Origin of the sequence: Rivihabitans pingtungensis (assembly GCF_003201855.1) — a bacterium.
GTDB classification, from domain to species: Bacteria; Pseudomonadota; Gammaproteobacteria; order Burkholderiales; family Aquaspirillaceae; genus Rivihabitans; species Rivihabitans pingtungensis.
Genome location: NZ_QJKI01000035.1, coordinates 16,548 through 31,896 on the forward strand (window position 1 = coordinate 16,548; position 15,349 = coordinate 31,896).

At 66.6% G+C, this 15,349-nt stretch carries 10 protein-coding genes; 8 read left to right on the forward strand and 2 right to left on the reverse strand.

Translation table 11 applies throughout. The features are described 5' to 3' along the window. Positions 1 to 70: 70 nt before the first annotated feature. Positions 71 to 3,460 (forward strand): EAL domain-containing protein, encoded by a 3,390-nt coding sequence (locus DFR34_RS16020; RefSeq protein WP_245906928.1) that lies wholly within the window; start codon positions 71 to 73, stop codon positions 3,458 to 3,460. Positions 3,461 to 3,597: 137 nt separating this feature from the next. Then, a complete protein-coding gene (locus DFR34_RS16025; RefSeq protein ID WP_158281869.1) occupies positions 3,598 to 5,685 on the forward strand; it encodes a methyl-accepting chemotaxis protein in 2,088 nt (695 codons plus the stop codon). On the opposite strand, the gene DFR34_RS16030 is transcribed toward DFR34_RS16025, so the two are convergent. Beyond that, on the reverse strand, positions 5,664 to 7,064 hold the full coding sequence (locus DFR34_RS16030) for a heavy metal sensor histidine kinase (RefSeq protein ID WP_158281870.1): 1,401 nt from the start codon (positions 7,062 to 7,064) through the stop codon (positions 5,664 to 5,666). The two genes, DFR34_RS16025 and DFR34_RS16030, sit on opposite strands and share 22 nt — an antisense overlap. Then, a complete protein-coding gene (locus tag DFR34_RS16035) occupies positions 7,054 to 7,731 on the reverse strand; it encodes a heavy metal response regulator transcription factor (protein WP_110392165.1) in 678 nt (225 codons plus the stop codon). Before DFR34_RS16035 ends, DFR34_RS16030 begins: the two co-directional genes overlap by 11 nt. A gap of 140 nt (positions 7,732 to 7,871) precedes the next feature. Here DFR34_RS16035 and DFR34_RS16040 point away from each other — a divergent pair, with 140 nt between their 5' ends. The 6 genes from DFR34_RS16040 to rlmB all read left to right on the forward strand — a co-directional run bounded on the left by DFR34_RS16040 (position 7,872) and on the right by rlmB (position 15,221). Further along, positions 7,872 to 9,065, forward strand: a complete 1,194-nt coding sequence (locus DFR34_RS16040) for a TolC family protein (RefSeq protein ID WP_110392166.1) — start codon at positions 7,872 to 7,874, stop codon at positions 9,063 to 9,065. After that, positions 9,062 to 9,595 carry a hypothetical protein gene (locus DFR34_RS16045; protein ID WP_110392167.1) on the forward strand — a complete coding sequence of 178 codons (534 nt, stop codon included), beginning with the start codon at positions 9,062 to 9,064 and terminating at the stop codon, positions 9,593 to 9,595. Before DFR34_RS16040 ends, DFR34_RS16045 begins: the two co-directional genes overlap by 4 nt. Continuing rightward, positions 9,592 to 10,734: an efflux RND transporter periplasmic adaptor subunit gene (locus DFR34_RS16050; protein ID WP_110392168.1), complete on the forward strand. Its 1,143-nt coding sequence runs from the start codon at positions 9,592 to 9,594 to the stop codon at positions 10,732 to 10,734. The genes DFR34_RS16045 and DFR34_RS16050 overlap by 4 nt, the downstream gene beginning before the upstream one ends. A gap of 12 nt (positions 10,735 to 10,746) precedes the next feature. After that, entirely contained in the window at positions 10,747 to 13,851 is a 3,105-nt protein-coding gene (locus DFR34_RS16055) for an efflux RND transporter permease subunit (protein WP_110392169.1), read from the forward strand. 31 nt (positions 13,852 to 13,882) lie between these two features. After that, positions 13,883 to 14,251 carry a hypothetical protein gene (locus tag DFR34_RS16060; RefSeq protein WP_146215184.1) on the forward strand — a complete coding sequence of 123 codons (369 nt, stop codon included), beginning with the start codon at positions 13,883 to 13,885 and terminating at the stop codon, positions 14,249 to 14,251. A 223-nt stretch (positions 14,252 to 14,474) separates the two neighbouring features. Beyond that, positions 14,475 to 15,221 carry a 23S rRNA (guanosine(2251)-2'-O)-methyltransferase RlmB gene (gene rlmB, locus DFR34_RS16065; RefSeq protein ID WP_110392171.1) on the forward strand — a complete coding sequence of 249 codons (747 nt, stop codon included), beginning with the start codon at positions 14,475 to 14,477 and terminating at the stop codon, positions 15,219 to 15,221. Positions 15,222 to 15,349: the final 128 nt, after the last annotated feature.

Consider the following 15,349-nt stretch of genomic DNA (forward strand, 5'->3'; position numbering starts at 1 on the left):
CCCCTATCCGCCAGGATGGCGATGCAGTAGGGCGTGAAGGCGCCAAGAACAAGTTAAGGTTGACATCATCGTGACGCGCCATGGCTGGACTGCTTTAGGAATCGCCGCCGTATACCTGGCCGGCGCGCGCCTGCCCATTCTGGCGGGCGACCCGGAACTCGCCCGCGCCCTGCTGGCCATGCCGGTGGGGCTGCTGGCCGGCCTGACAGCCCGCCATGGCCTGCGTTGCCTGTGGGGCATCACCGGGCTGGCCTTGTTGAATACCGCGCTGGGCGGCTTTGCCGCCGAGGCGGTGGCGCAATCGCTGGCCGCCTGGCTGGTGTGCGCGGCCAGCCTGTCCACCACCCGCCACCTGCCCGCCCTGCTGGATACCGGCGCCTGGCGCGCGCGCATGCGCGTGATTGCCGGCTTTGTGCTGGCGGCCGTCATTGGTGCGCTGGCGCTGGCGGTCAGCCTGTGGTGGCTATGCCCGGAATTCTGCGACCCGGATATTTTCATCCTGCAACAGCTGGCCGTGCATGGCTGGTCGCTGGCCTTGTATGTGCCGCTGGTGCTGGCGGTGTCGGACTGGCGCGGCAGCGTGCGGCCGTGGGAACTGCTGGCACTGCTGCTGACTGGCGCAGTGGTCTGGTGGCTGGGCCTGTGGGACCGGCTGATGGCTTCGTCGTGCTTTTTTCCCTGCCAGTTTGTCTGGGCGCCGCTGATTGGCTGGGCCGCCTTGCGCACCGGGGTGTTTGGCGTATCCGTAACCGGCATGGTGGCCAGCGCCCTGACCACGCTGTCGGTGATTGCTCACCCAGCCTGGCCGGCATCCATGCTGGTGATGCTGGCGTATGTGGCCTGCGTGCTGGGGCTGGTGCAGGCGGCGGGGCTGGCGATTGCTGCCCTGATCGAAGCCCATCGCGCCAGCCTGATTGCGCTGAATCTGGCGCGCAATCAATTTGCTGCGCTGATGGCCAACAGCGCCTCGATGATTTTCATCAAGGATACCGCCGGACGCTATTTGCAGGTCAGCCACAGCTATGCCGCCTTGCTGGGCGGCGAGCCCGCCGACATGGTGGGCTCGCGCCTGGAACGCTGGGTAGACGATGCCGGCACGGTGGCACGGCTGACGGCCATCGACGCCGAAGTGATGCTGCGCCGCCAGCCCAGGCAAAGCGAAGAAGTGCTGGTGGTGAACGGACACTCCCATATCCTGCTGAACATCTGCTTTCCGCTGTTTGACGAGCGTGGCGAGCTGTCCGGCATGGGTGGCATTGCCGTGGACATCACCGCCCAGCGTGAGGAAGAACGCCGCCGCCGCGAGGCAGAAGAACGCTATCAGGTGCTGGTGGAGCAATCCCTGGTGGGCATCTACATCCAGCAGGATGAAAAACTGGTCTACGTCAATCCCAAGGTAGCCAGCACGCTGGGCTATACCCAGGAAGAACTGCTCGGACGTTCGCTGACTGAACTGCTGGACCCCAAAGAAACCGCACGGGTGCGCAGCCAGATCGGCGACCGCTATCAGCATCATATCGAAAACATGCAATACACCTTGCCGGTGCGCCACCGCGATGGCCATGTGATCGAGGTGGAAGTCTACAGCCGGCTGTTTGAATACCAGGGCCGGCCGGCCATCATCGGCGTGGCGGTGGACATCAGCGAGCGCCGCATTGCTGACGCCAAGCAACGGCTGTCGGCCACGGTGTTCGAGAACACCAGCGAGGGGATTCTGATTGCCGACGCCGACGCGCGCATCATTGCCGTCAATCAGGCCTTCACCCGCATCACCGGCTATCACGAAGCCGAAGCAGTAGGCAAACGCTCGCGCATGTTCCGCGTTGATCAAACCGGGCAAAGCCACCACGCGCGCATGCTGGCGGCGCTGGATGCCGAAGGCCACTGGCAGGGAGAATTTCTCGACCGGCGCAAAAATGGCGAGTGGTTCCCGGTGTGGCTGTCGCTGTCCTCGGTGCGCGACCAGCACGATCATCAATTGGTTACCCATTATGTGGCGGTGTTCTCCGACATCACCGTGCGCAAGGAAGCCGAAGACCGCCTGCAATTTCTGGCCAACCACGACCCGCTTACCGCACTGCCCAACCGCACCCACTTTATCCAGCGTCTTGAGCTGGCCGTGGCCGAGGCGCGCAACACCCAAAGCGAACTGGCCGTACTGTTTATCGATCTGGATCGCTTCAAGCTGATCAACGACTCGTTTGGTCACCACGCCGGCGATGACCTGCTGCGGCTGTTAGCAGCGCGGCTGTCTTGCTCGCTGGGCGAAGAAGGCCTGCTGGCACGGCTGGGTGGCGATGAATTCACCGTGCTGTTCGAGCGCGTGCAATCCCGCGCCCACCTGGAAGACGTCACCCGCCGGCTGCTGGCCGAGCTGTCCAAGCCGCTGCATCTGGAAGACCACGAGCTGTTTGTCACCGCCTCGATTGGCGTATCGATCTTCCCGTCCGACGGCGACGACGCCGCCAGCCTGCTGCGCAATGCCGACATGGCCATGTACCGCTCGAAAGACGCCGGCAAGAACACCTGCACCTTCTTTGCTGGCGACATGAACGACGAAGCGTTTGAGCGCCTGCTGATGGAAAACGGCCTGCGCCTGGCACTGGAGCGCCAGGAATTCGAGCTGCACTACCAGCCGCAGATCAACCCGTTTACCCACCAGGTGGAAGCCGTGGAAGCGCTGATCCGCTGGCGCCACCCCGACCTGGGCATGGTGTCGCCGGCGCGCTTTATCCCCATCACCGAAGAAAACGGCATGATCCGCCAGATTGGCGACTGGGTGCTGCGCACCGCCTGCTCGCAGCTCAAGGCCTGGGACGACGACGGCGTTCATGTGCCACGGGTGGCGGTCAATCTGTCGCCGCGCCAGTTCCTGCGCGGCACGCTCACCGCCACCGTGGTGGAAGTGCTGGAAAACACCGGCCTGGCACCAGGCCGGCTGGAGCTGGAAGTCACCGAAGGCATGCTGATGCAAAACCCGGCGGAATCGGTGGATATTCTGCGCGAACTCAAGGCGCTGGGCGTGCAGATTGCCATCGACGACTTTGGCACCGGCTATTCGTCGCTGTCCTACCTCAAGCGCTTTCCGCTGGACAGCCTGAAGATCGACCGCTCGTTCGTGATTGGCGTGCCCGACGACAGCGACAGTTCGGCCATTGCGGAAACCGTGGTGGCCATGGGCCGCAAGCTGGGGTTGAATGTGGTGGCCGAAGGGGTGGAAACCAGCGACCAGTGCCGCTTCTTGCGCGCCTGCGGCTGCAAACTGCTGCAGGGGTATTTCTTTGCCAAGCCGCTGTCGGCGGACAATCTGCGCGAATTCATCCTGGACAGCGTGCGTGCCTCGCCTGCGCTGGGCAGGACAACCGCGCTGGTCAGTTTGGACGAGGGCCGAGCGACTAGGAACAACGCAGGCAATAAGGAGAAACTCGATAAAACGCTTGATTCGCCCCATGTCGAGTAAATATACTGACTCATGAATTTTCCGCAGGCCATATTGCAGCCAAGGTACCACTCTGCGCATTTCACCCTGTGCTCAAACCGGTATTTCTGGAGAAATGTGCATGTCATATTGCAGCCATGATTTCAGGAGTCCCCCCATTGAAAAATAACCAGCCCGTCACCCAAAACGAAGTGGCGTTTCCGCCCAATGTCTATCTGGTGTCCAAAACCGACCTCAAAGGCCAGATCACCGACTGCAACGACGCTTTTGTGCAGATTTCCGGCTTCACCCGCGAAGAATTATTGGGCAAAAGCCACAATATCGTGCGCCACCCGGATATGCCGATGGCGGCTTTCAAGGATTTGTGGCGCACGGTGCAGGCGGGGCTGCCCTGGCGGGGGCTGGTGAAAAACCGCTGCAAGAATGGGGATTTTTACTGGGTGGAGGCGCTGGTCACCCCGCTGAAAAAAAACGGCCAGATCATTGGCTATATGTCGGTGCGCACCCCGCCAGATCCGCAGGCGCGCGCTGAGGCCGAAGCGCGCTACCGCGCCGCAGGCGTGCAAGGCCGGCTGCCGGCCAGTGGCCGGCGCAGCGTGTCGCTGGGCGCGCGGCTCTGGGCGGCGATGGCCACGCTGGGCGTGCTGTGCGCGCTCTTGGGCTTTTTTGGCGTGCAAACCCTCAACAACGGCGTCGAAGCGCTGCATACCATGTATCAGCATCACTTGCAACCCTCCAATGTCATCAACCGGGTGATGTTCCTGCTGGCCGACAACCGCTCGCAGATCATGCTCAGCCTGCAACACGACCCCGGCAGCCCAGTGGTCAGCCTGCACGACCATCCGCTGGACATGCATGTGCAAGCCACGCTGAAAAACCGTGAAGAAATCAACGCCCTGCTGGCGCAGCTGCGCCAACTGCCGCTGACGGCCGAGCAGCAAACCCTGCTGGCGCACTTTGCCCAAACGCGCGAGCGCTTTTCGCAGGAGGGGGTGAATGTGGCGCGCGAGCAGCTGAAAAACGGCCAATACCACCCGGCCACGCTCACCCTGCTGACCCGCATCAACCCGCTCTACGCCGATATGCGCCGCGATGGCGAGGCGCTGATTCAGTCGCTGGCCGACAGCGCCGCGCGCAGCCACGCCGAACGCAGCGCCGAATTTGACCGCTTTCGCTGGCTGGGCATCGGGCTGGCGGCGCTGGCGCTGCTGATTGCCGGCGTGGGCGGCCTGCTGCTGCGCCGCGCCGTGGTGCGGCCGATTCAGCACGCCATCGCCCACTTTGCGCGCATCAGCGAAGGCGACCTCACCGCGCAGATTGATGTGGGCGGCCGCGACGAAGCCGGCATGCTGCTGTGCAATCTGGCCAGCATGCAGGTGACGCTGAAAGCCATGCTGGACAATATCCAGCGGGCCTCACAAGCCATCGATGCGCGCGGTACCGAGCTGGCCGAGCACATGGCCCAGGTCAGCGCGCAATCTGACGCGCAGCAAACCCACGCCGCCAGCGTGGCCGCCGCCACTGAGGAGTTCAGCCAGTCGGTGCAGGAAGTGGCCGACAGCGCCCGGCAAACCGCCGACGCCGCCGACGCCTCGCGCCAGCAGGTGCATGCCAGCAATGCTGATATCCAGACCAGCATGCGCGCCACCCAGGCCGTGGTGCGCACCGTCGAAGACGCCAACCACACCATCGAGCGGCTGAATCAATCCATCAGCCAGATTGGCGACATGACGCGCACCATTGCCGACATCGCCGACCAGACCAATCTCCTGGCGCTGAACGCCGCCATCGAGGCCGCCCGCGCCGGCGAAACCGGCCGGGGCTTTGCCGTGGTGGCCGATGAGGTGCGCAAGCTGGCCGAGCGCACCACCGCCGCCACGGTGGACATCGCCGCCACCGTCAACGAAGTGCGCGCCACCACCGCCAGCGCGGTCAGCAGCATGGCCGGCGCCGCCCAGGCGGTGGAGCACAGCGTCAGCGCGCTGGACGCCAGCGTGGCCGGGCTGGACGCCATCGAGCGCGCCAGCGAAGAAGTGGCCGGCATGGCGGCGCATATTTCTGTCGCCGCCGCCCAGCAAGGCGCCGCCAGCGCCGAGGTGGCCGGCAATATGCAGCAAGTTACCCAGTTGGTGGAGCGCAACACCGAGCTGGCGCACAGTGCCACCCGCACCGCCCAGGATTTGTTGGGTACAGCCCGCCAGCTGCAAACCCTGAACCGGGCGTTTCAGCTGCATCGGCGCGCCTGAACCAGGCTGGCGCTGGGGGCCAACTGCGCCGCCAGCGTCAGCCGGCCATCACCACCCAGGCTGGCACGCAGTTCTCCGCCATGCTGACGGGCAATGGCGCGGGCAATTGGCAGCCCTAGACCATGACCATCGCCACCGCTCTGGCTGTAAAAACGCTCAAACAACACCGTCAGCGGCTCGGGCAGGGGGGCGGCGGGCGGGTTATTCACCACCACGCCAGGCAGACGGGCGTCCAGCGCCACCCGCACCACACTGCCCGGCGGGCTGTAGCGGATGGCGTTGCTGAGCAGATTGTTCAACAGCCGGCGCAAGGCGGCACGCGCCACCGGCAGGCGCAGCGCGCCCTCCACCTGCAGCTGAATGTCGCGCTCTTCCGCCAGCAGGGCAAAAAACTCGCACACCTCGTCCACCTCCTGACGCACATCCAGCCACTCGCAAGCCAGCGCGGCTTCGCTGTGTTCGGTTTTGGCCAAAAACAGCAAGTCGTTCACCGTGCGCGCCAGCCGTTCCAATTCTTCGGCATTGTCGGCCAGCACTTGCTGGTATTCGGCCAGGCTGCGTCCGCGCGACAAGGCCACCTGAGTTTGCCCGAGCAAAATGCCCAGGGGCGTGCGCATTTCATGCGCCAGATCTGCGGCATAGTCGGACAGGCGGGCAAACGCCGCATCCAGCCGAGCCAGCGCATCATTGAAGGCATTCACCAGGCCCAAGAGCTCGGCGGGCGCCAGGCTGGCATCCAGCCGTTGGTTCAAGGTGTCCGGGCGAATGGCCATGGCGGCGGCGGTGAGCGCCGCCAGTGGGCGCAGGCTATGGCGCACCAGCGCGCCGCCCAGCGCCGCCGCCACCAGCGTGGCCAGCGCGCCGGCCCACAGCAAATGGTTGCGGTATTGCGCCAGCAGCGCTTCTTGATCGTGGCCATCGCGCCAGATTTCCAGCTGCACCGCTTGGCCATCGGCCAGCGTGGCGCGCGCCGCCAGCCCCTGCCAGGGGTGGCCGTGGGCATCGTGGCCGCTCAGGCGGGCCGGCGTTTCATCCAGCCCGCGCCACAGGCCGGGCGGCAAGGCGGCCGGGCTGTCTACCAACACCGCTGCGCGCGCATCCAGCACGCGCAGCGCCAGGCCGTCATGCCCCACCATAAAATGCGTCAGCCAGTCCGGGTTGCGCCGCAGCATGCCCGCGTCCGACACGCCGGCCAGCGCCTGGCGAAACAACACGATCTTGCCGCGCTGCTCGTCGCGGTCGCGCGCGCCCAGCTCCAGCCGCAGCGCCTGATACAAATACACCCCGCACGCCACCATCAGCGCCGCTGTCAGCGCGGCAAAACCCAGCACCACGCGCGGCGTCAGCCCACGCCAGGCGCGCCGCCAATCAGTTTTCACGTCCAGCCTCCAGCACATAGCCCACGCCGCGCAAGGTGTGAATCAGCTTAAGCTCGAACGGCTCGTCAATCTTGGCGCGCAGCCGGCGCACCGCCACATCCACCACATTGGTGTCGCTGTCAAAGTGCATGTCCCACACCTGCTCGGCAATCAGCGTGCGCGACAGCACCTCGCCGCGCCGACGCATGAACAGCGCCAGCAAGGCCATTTCCTTGGCGGTCAGCGTCACCCGCACGCCGCCGCGCCAGGCTTTATGCCGGGCCAAATCCAGCTCCAGATCGGCCACGCGCAACACATCCGGCTCGGCCTGCGGGCGACGGCGCAACAGGGTGCGCACCCGCGCCAGCAACTCGGAAAAAGCAAACGGCTTGACCAAATAATCATCGGCGCCGGCTTCCAGCCCGCGCACGCGGTCTTCCACCCGGTCGCGCGCGGTCAAAAACAACACGGGCGTCTGGCTCATCCGGCGCACGCTGGCCAGAATCTCCCAGCCGCTGCGCCCGGGCAGCATCACATCCAGAATCAGCAGGTCAAACGCCTGCGTCAGCGCCAGGTGCTCGCCCTCCACGCCATCGTGCGCCACCTCCACGCTAAAGCCAGCTTCGCTCAAGCCCTGGCGCAAATAGGCGGCGGCGCGCACTTCGTCTTCCACAATCAAGATTCGCATTCAGCCTCCTTGTCTGTGCTGCTTATACCCTGCCTGAGGCCCGCGTGGGCGCAGATGACAAAAATGTCATTTTATCGTCAGCTTGCCGACGGCCTGCGCCGCCAATACTGCACGCCAAGCCATTTTTGAGTGGAATTTCCATGCAAGCGTCTTCTTTTTGCCGCCTGGCCCTGGCCGTATGGCTGGGTCTGGCCGCGCCCGCACAGGCCGCCAGCCTGGCTGAGGCGTTTGACCGCGCCTGGGCGGCGCGCCAAGCGGTGAGCGAGGCGCGTCAGCAGCTGCGGGATAGCCAGCGGGAGGCCAGCGACGCCTGGCTGCCCGGCCCGCCGGCGCTGACCCTCTCGCAACGCAGCGACCGCCTGGACCGCAACGCCGGCCTGCGTGAATGGGAAGTCGAGCTCAGCGCGCCCTTGTGGCTGTGGGGGCAGCGCGAGCTGGCCCGCCGCCTGGCCGAGCGCGAACAGGACGCCGAGCAGCACGCTCGCGCGCTGGCGCGCTGGCAGTTGGCGGGCGCGCTGCGCGAAGCCTGGTGGGAGGCGCGGCTGGCTGAGCTGGACGCCGCCGCCGCCCAGCAGCGTCTGCACACCCAGCGCGCGCTGGAAGCCGACGCCATGCGGCGGGTGAACGCCGGCCAGGAAGCGCCGCTGGCGCACAACCAGGCCGCCGGCGCGCGCGCGCAGGCCGAAACCGACTGGCTGCGCGCGCAGGCGCAGGCGCGCCGCGCGCTCAATCAATTCACCGCCGCCGCGCGCGGCGCGGCGTTGCCGCAGCAGGCCGAGCCGGCGCACCCCAGCGCCCTGCCCGACGCCCATCCGCTGCTGGCCAGCCTGGATGCGCGCGTTGCCGCCGCCCAGGCGCGGCTGGCGCAGGCCAATGGCGACAGCCGCGACGCCCCCGAGCTGGCGCTCACCCTCACCCGCGAGCGCGGCGCGCGCAGCGAACCCTACCAAAACCTGGCCAAACTCTCGCTGAAAATCCCGTTTGGCGGCCAGGCGCGCAATGGCCCGCGCATGGCGCAGGCCAATGTTGAACTGAGCGAAGCGCTGGCCGAGCTGCACGCCGGCCGCGAGCAACTGGCGCAAGACATCGACAGCGCGCGTCTGGCGCGCGAATTGGGCCAGCAACAAGCCCGCGCCCAGGCCGAAGCCTTGCAACTGGCCGAACAGCGGCTAGGCTGGATTCAACGCGCCGTGCGCGCCGGCCAATTAAGCGCGCCCGAACAATGGCGCGCGCAAAGCGAACTGCACGAAGCCCGCAGCCAAGCCCAGCGCGCCCAACTGGAAGCCGGGCGCGCGCACTCCCGTTATCTGCAAGCCATTGGAGCCCTGCCATGATCTGGCGCACGCTGTTTGTTTTAACCGCCTGGCTGCTGTCCACCGCCGCCTGGGCGCATGGCGACGAATCACACGACACCGCCCCGCCCGCGCTGAGCCAAGCCGTGGCGCCGCGCGCCGACGCCCATAGCGAAGTGTTCGAGCTGCTGATTGTCGCCGAAGGCGAGCAACTGCGCCTGTATCTGGACGACTTTGCCAGCAATGCGCCCATCAGCGGCGCGCGCATTGAAGTTGAGCGCGGAACCACCTGGAAAGCCCAGGCGCGCGAACACGCGCCCGGCGAATACCTGCTCCAGGCCCCCTGGCTCAACCAGCCCGGCGCCCACCCGCTGAGTTTCACCCTTGAAGCCGGCCAGCAAGCCGACTTGCTGGCCGCCACGCTGACCTTGCCCGCGACGGCCGCCCCCGCCGCCAGCGCGGCCTCCCTCACGCCGAGCATGGCAGGCGGCGCGGTTGCCGTCATCGCGCTGACCCTGGCCGCCGTCTGGGCCTGGCGTCGCCGGCACAAGGCCACAAGGACTGCGCCATGACCCGCTTAAACCCACGACACACCCTCCTGGCGCTGGCGCTGTGCCTGACGGCGCCATGGGCGCACGCCCACGGTGACGAAGTGCACGACAGCCCATCCCCGGCGCCCGTCGCTGCGCCCAGCGCCCCGCGCAACCCGGCTGCCGCATCACTGGCCTTGCGGCCACAACGCCTGCCCGATGGCCGGGTGTGGCTGGATAAAGCCAGCCAACGCCAGTTGGGCATTCGCACCCAACTGAGCATGCTGGGCGAACACCGCCCCAGCGTAGAGCTGAACGGCCATGTGGTGATGGATCCAAACGCTGGCGGACGCGTGCAAGCCAGCCTCAGCGGCGCGCTGGAGGCCGGGCCGGATGGCCTGCCCAGCGCCGGCCAGCGCGTGCGCCAAGGCCAGTTGCTGGCCTATCTGCGCCCCAGCCTGAGCGCTGGCGAGCGCGCCAGCCAGCAGGCAGAGCTGGCCGAACTGCACATCAAGGCCGCCCAGGCGGCGCGCCAGCTGGCGCGGCTGGAAAGCCTGCGCGAGACAGTGGCCGCGCGCGACATCGACGCCCAGCGCGCCGAAGCCGCCAGCCTGCGCCAGCGCGCCGCCGCCTTGGCCGCAGCCGGCGGGCGGCTGGCCTTGCGCGCGCCAGCCAGCGGCGTGCTCAGCCAGGCCAATGCGCTGAATGGCCAGCAAGTGGAGGCCGGCGCATTGCTGTTTGAAGTGGTGGACCCACAAAAGCTGCGGGTGGAAGCGCTGGCCCACGACCCGGCCATGGCCCAGCAACTGGGCCGCGCCAGCCTGCCCGGCAGCGCCACCCCCTGGCAGCTGGTGGGCAGCGCCACCGCGTTTCGTGATGGCGCGCTGCCGCTGCTGTTTGCCCCGCAAGGCCGTCAGGATGTGCCGCTGGCGCTGGGGCAATCGGTGAAGCTGCGCGTGGCGTACGGCGCGCCTGTCTCGGGCGTGGCGCTGCCGGCGGCCAGCGTGCAGCGCAATAGCGCCAACCAGCCCGTGGTGTGGCTGCACGACAGCGCCGAGCTGTTTCGCCCCTGGCCGGTGCAAATTGCCCCGCTGAATGGCCAGGATGTGCTGGTGCGCGACCTGCCCGCCGGCCGCCGGGTGGTGAGCGCCGGCGCCGCGCTGCTGAACCAGATTCGCTAAAGGACGCGCCCAATGTTGAGCTGGATGGTGGAGCATAGCCTGCGCAATCGCTTGTTTGTGCTGGTGTTTGCCTTGTTGATGATGGCCTGGGGCGGCATGAACGCCGGCCGCATGGCGGTGGATGTTTTTCCTGACCTGAACAAACCCATGGTGACGGTGATGACCGAAGCCGGCGGCATGGCCCCGGAAGATGTCGAGCTGCGCGTCACCCAGCCGCTGGAAGCCGCGCTGAATGGCATTGCCGGCGTGCAGCGCGTGCGCTCGGTGTCTGGCGCCGGTTTATCCGTGGTGTACGCCGAGTTTGCCTGGGGCTCGGATATTTACCGCAACCGGCAGATGCTGGCCGAACGGCTGGCGGAAATCCGCGAGCAACTGCCGCCGGGCGTCAGCCCGACGCTGGGGCCGATTGCCTCGGTGATGGGCGAAATCATGCTGATTGCCCTGCCGGCCGACCCTCAGCAGGTCAGCCCGATGCAGGTGCGCGAATTTGCCGACTTTGTGCTGCGCCCGCGCCTGCTGTCGATTCCGGGCGTGGCGCAGGTGATTCCGATTGGCGGCGAAGTGCGCCAGTTTCGGGTAGAGCCAGACAGCGCCGCCATGGCGCGGCTGGGCGTCAACCTCAGCCAGCTGGAAGACGCCTTGCGCGGCTTTGCCGGCAACGCCAGCGGCGGTTTTTTAGAGCAGCACGCCCGCGAATACCTGATTCGCCATATTGGCCAGACCCTGGTGCTGTCCGACCTGGAAAACCTGGCGGTAGCCGAGCGCAATGGCCAGCCGGTGCTGCTGCGTCAGCTGGCGCAAGTCAAATTTGCCGCCGCCGCCAAGCGCGGCGACGCCGGCTACAACGGCAAGCCCGCCGTGGTGGTCAGCGTGCAAAAACAACCGCAGGCAGATTCCACCCGGCTCACCGCCGACATCGAAGCCGCGCTGGCCAGCCTGAGCCAACGCCTGCCGGCCGGGGTGCAAGCGCCGCAGGTGTCGTTCCGCCAGGCGGACTTTATTCAGGCCTCGGTGGCCAATGTGGCCGAAGCGCTGCGCGATGGCGCCATCATGGTGGCGCTGATTCTGTTTTTGTTTTTGCTGAATGTGCGCACCACGCTGATCTCGCTGACCGCCATCCCGCTGTCGCTGGCCGTCACCCTGGCGGTGTTTCACGCTTTGGACCAATCGATCAATGTCATGACCCTGGGCGGGCTGGCCATCGCCATTGGCGAGCTGGTGGACGACGCGCTGGTGGACGTGGAAAACGTGCTGCGCCGGCTGAAGGCGCTGCCGGCCGAACGCTCGGCAGCGGACATCCTGCGGGTGATTATCGCCGCCTGCAACGAGGTGCGCTCCGGCGTGGTGGTGGCCACCCTGGTGGTGGTGCTGGTGTTTGTGCCGCTGTTTGCCCTGCCCGGCATCGAAGGCCGGCTGTTCGCCCCGCTGGGCGTGGCGTACATCACCTCGATTCTGTCCAGCCTGTTGGTGGCGCTGACGGTGACGCCAGTGCTGTGCTACTGGCTGCTGCCCACCCTGGCGGCGCGCCAGCACGCTGACAGCTGGCTGGTGCGCCAGCTCAAGCGCCTGGTGGCGCGCGCGCTGGATTGGGGCTTTGCCCGCTGGCGCGCGCTGTGCCTGAGCGCCGCCGTGCTGGGCGCGCTGGTGCTGCTCAGCGCCGCCTGGCTGCCGCGCGCGTTTTTGCCGGCATTTAACGAGGGCACGCTGACCGTGTCGCTGTTGCTCAACCCCGGCGCCGCGCTCAGCGAATCCAACCGGGTGGGGCAACTGGCCGAGCAATTGCTGCTGACCGTGCCCGAAGTCAAAAGCGTGGGTCGGCGCACCGGCCGCGCTGAGTTGGACGAACACGCCGAGGGCGTGCACTCCAGCGAGCTGGATGTGGACCTGCGCCCGTCGGCGCGGCCGCGTGAGGCGGTATTGCTGGACATTCGCCAGCGCCTGTCCAGCCTGCCGGCGGCGGTGGCGGTGGGCCAGCCGATTTCGCACCGGCTTGACCATCTACTGTCTGGCGTGCGCGCGCAAATCGCCATCAAGCTGTACGGCGACGACCTGGACACCCTGCGCGGCCAGGCGGCGCAACTGAGGGATAGACTGGCTGGCGTGGCCGGGCTGGCCGACCTGCAAGTGGAAAAACAGGTGTTGATTCCGCAAATCAAGGTGCGGGTGGACTACGCCCAGGCCGCGCAATACGGCGTGGCGCCCGGCGCGCTGCTGGCCCGGCTGGAAGCGCTGACCGAAGGCCGGGTGGTCAGCCAGATTGCCGACGGCGCGCGCCGCTTTCAGCTGGTGATCCGCCTGCCCGACGCCGAGCGCGACCTGACCGGGCTGGGCCGCCTGCTGATCGACACCCCGCATGGCGCCATCCCGCTGGCGCAGCTGGCGCAGCTTGAAGAAAGCGACGGCCCCAACCAGATCGGCCGGGAAAACGGCCGCCGACGCATGGTGATTGCCGCCAACACCGATGGCCGCGATATGGCAGCGGTGATTGCCGACATCCGCGCCGCGCTGGCCGCCACGCCGCTGCCGGCCGGGTATTTTGTCAGCCTGGAAGGCCAGTTCAAGGCGCAGGAAGAAGCCGCCTGGCGCATTGCCGGGCTGGCGCTGATCTCGCTGACGCTGATTTTTATGGTGCTGTACAGCCGTTACCGCTCAGCACGGCTGGCGGCGCTGATCATGGGCAGCATCCCCATGGCCTGGGTGGGCAGCGTGGCGGCGATGTGGCTGGCCGGGCTGACGCTGTCGGTGGCCTCGCTGGTGGGGCTGATCACCCTGACCGGCATCGCCACCCGCAATGGCATCCTGAAAATCAGCCACTATTTGAACCTGTGCAAATTTGAGGGCGAAAGCTTTGGCCAGGCGATGATTGTGCGCGGCACGCTGGAGCGGCTGACGCCAGTGCTGATGACCGCGCTGACCGCCGCACTGGCGCTGACCCCGCTGCTGCTGGCCGCCGATGCGCCCGGCAAGGAAATCCTGCACCCGGTGGCGGTGGTGATTTTTGGCGGCCTGCTCAGCGCCACCGTGCTGGACACCCTGCTCACCCCCTTGCTGTTTGCCCGACTGGGCCGCGCGCCGCTGGAAAAACTGCTGGCGCAGGCCAACGACACCGTATTTTGATCTGTTTCTCTTTTTGAAAAAGGCCTTTGCCATGAAATCCAGTTTGATTGTGTTGTCCCTGTTGTCTGTCAGCGCCGCCGCCTGGGCGGATGGCGTGCTCAAGCCCATGCACGGCGGAGTGATGGCGGAAGCGCCGTCCGGCCTGCGCATTGAACTGGCCGCCGACCCGGCCGGCCTGGCGGTGTATCTGCGCTCGCATTCAGACAAGCTGCTGGCCAGCCAGGGCGTCAGCGGCGATGTGGTGCTGCTGGGCGCACAAGGCAAGCAAACTGCTGCGCTGACCCCGGCCGGCGACAATAAGCTCACCGCCGCGCTCAAGCCGCAGCCCGGCGCCAAAGCCTTGGTGCGCGTCACCCAGCCTGGCTTGCCGGTGGATCAGGTGCGACTCAGCCTGCCTTGAGAATCACTCACCAAACCCTCCTGGCGTGGTTGCCCGGCCTTGCCGTACTGCTTGCACTGTCTGCGCGCGCCCAGCCAGGATTGCTGCGCCGGGTTTTGTGAGCGTCCCGAGCAGGCGCCGCCAAGCCGGCGGCGCCTGCTCGCAAAATATTCCTGCGCGCGCCCCGTGCGCCACGCCTTGGCTGGCTTAAAATAGCGCTTAATTTGCAAATGAAAGCCTGGCCGTGTCCAACAAAAAACTGATTTACGGCTTCCACGCCGTTAACGCCCGCCTGTTTCAAAACCCGAAAAGCCTGCTTGAGCTGTACATCGCCACCGGCCGCCAGGACGCGCGCATGCGCGACGCCATCCTGAAAGCCGAGAGCGAAGGCATCCGCATCCTGAGCGTGGACAGCGCCCGCCTGGACGGCATGAGCGGCCACGCCCGCCATCAGGGCATTGCCGCGCTGATCGACACCAACAAGAGCTTTGTCACCCTGGACGACGTGCTGGAAAACCTCACCGAGCCGCCGCTGCTCCTGGTGCTGGATGGGGTGACCGACCCGCACAATCTGGGCGCCTGCCTGCGCGTGGCCGACGCCATGGGCGCGCACGCGGTGATTGCCCCGAAAGACCGCTCGGCCGGGCTGAACGCCACGGTGAGCAAGGTGGCCTGCGGCGCGGCGGAAGTGGTGCCCTACGTCACCGTCACCAATCTGGCGCGCACCCTGCGTGACCTGAAAGACGCCGGCGTGTGGATTGCCGGCACGGCGATGGACGCCAGCACCGATTTGTTCCACTGCGACGCCGCCGGCCCGCTGGCCTGGGTGATGGGCTCGGAAGGCGAAGGCATGCGCCGGCTCACCCGCGAGCTGTGCGATGTGCTGGTGAATATCCCGATGTTCGGCACGGTGGAAAGCCTGAATGTGTCGGTGGCCTCCGGCATGGTGCTGGCCGAATCGCGCCGCCAGCGCCAGGTGGCGGCGGGCTAGAGCATGTTCTGAACCATCCCAACAACATCAGGAAGGTGCGGCAGCATCAACATGGCAAACGCCACGTAATGTAATCCAGCCAGCGTCTGCGGCAGCTTCTCGTAAGCTCTGGCCAAACGCCGGAAGCG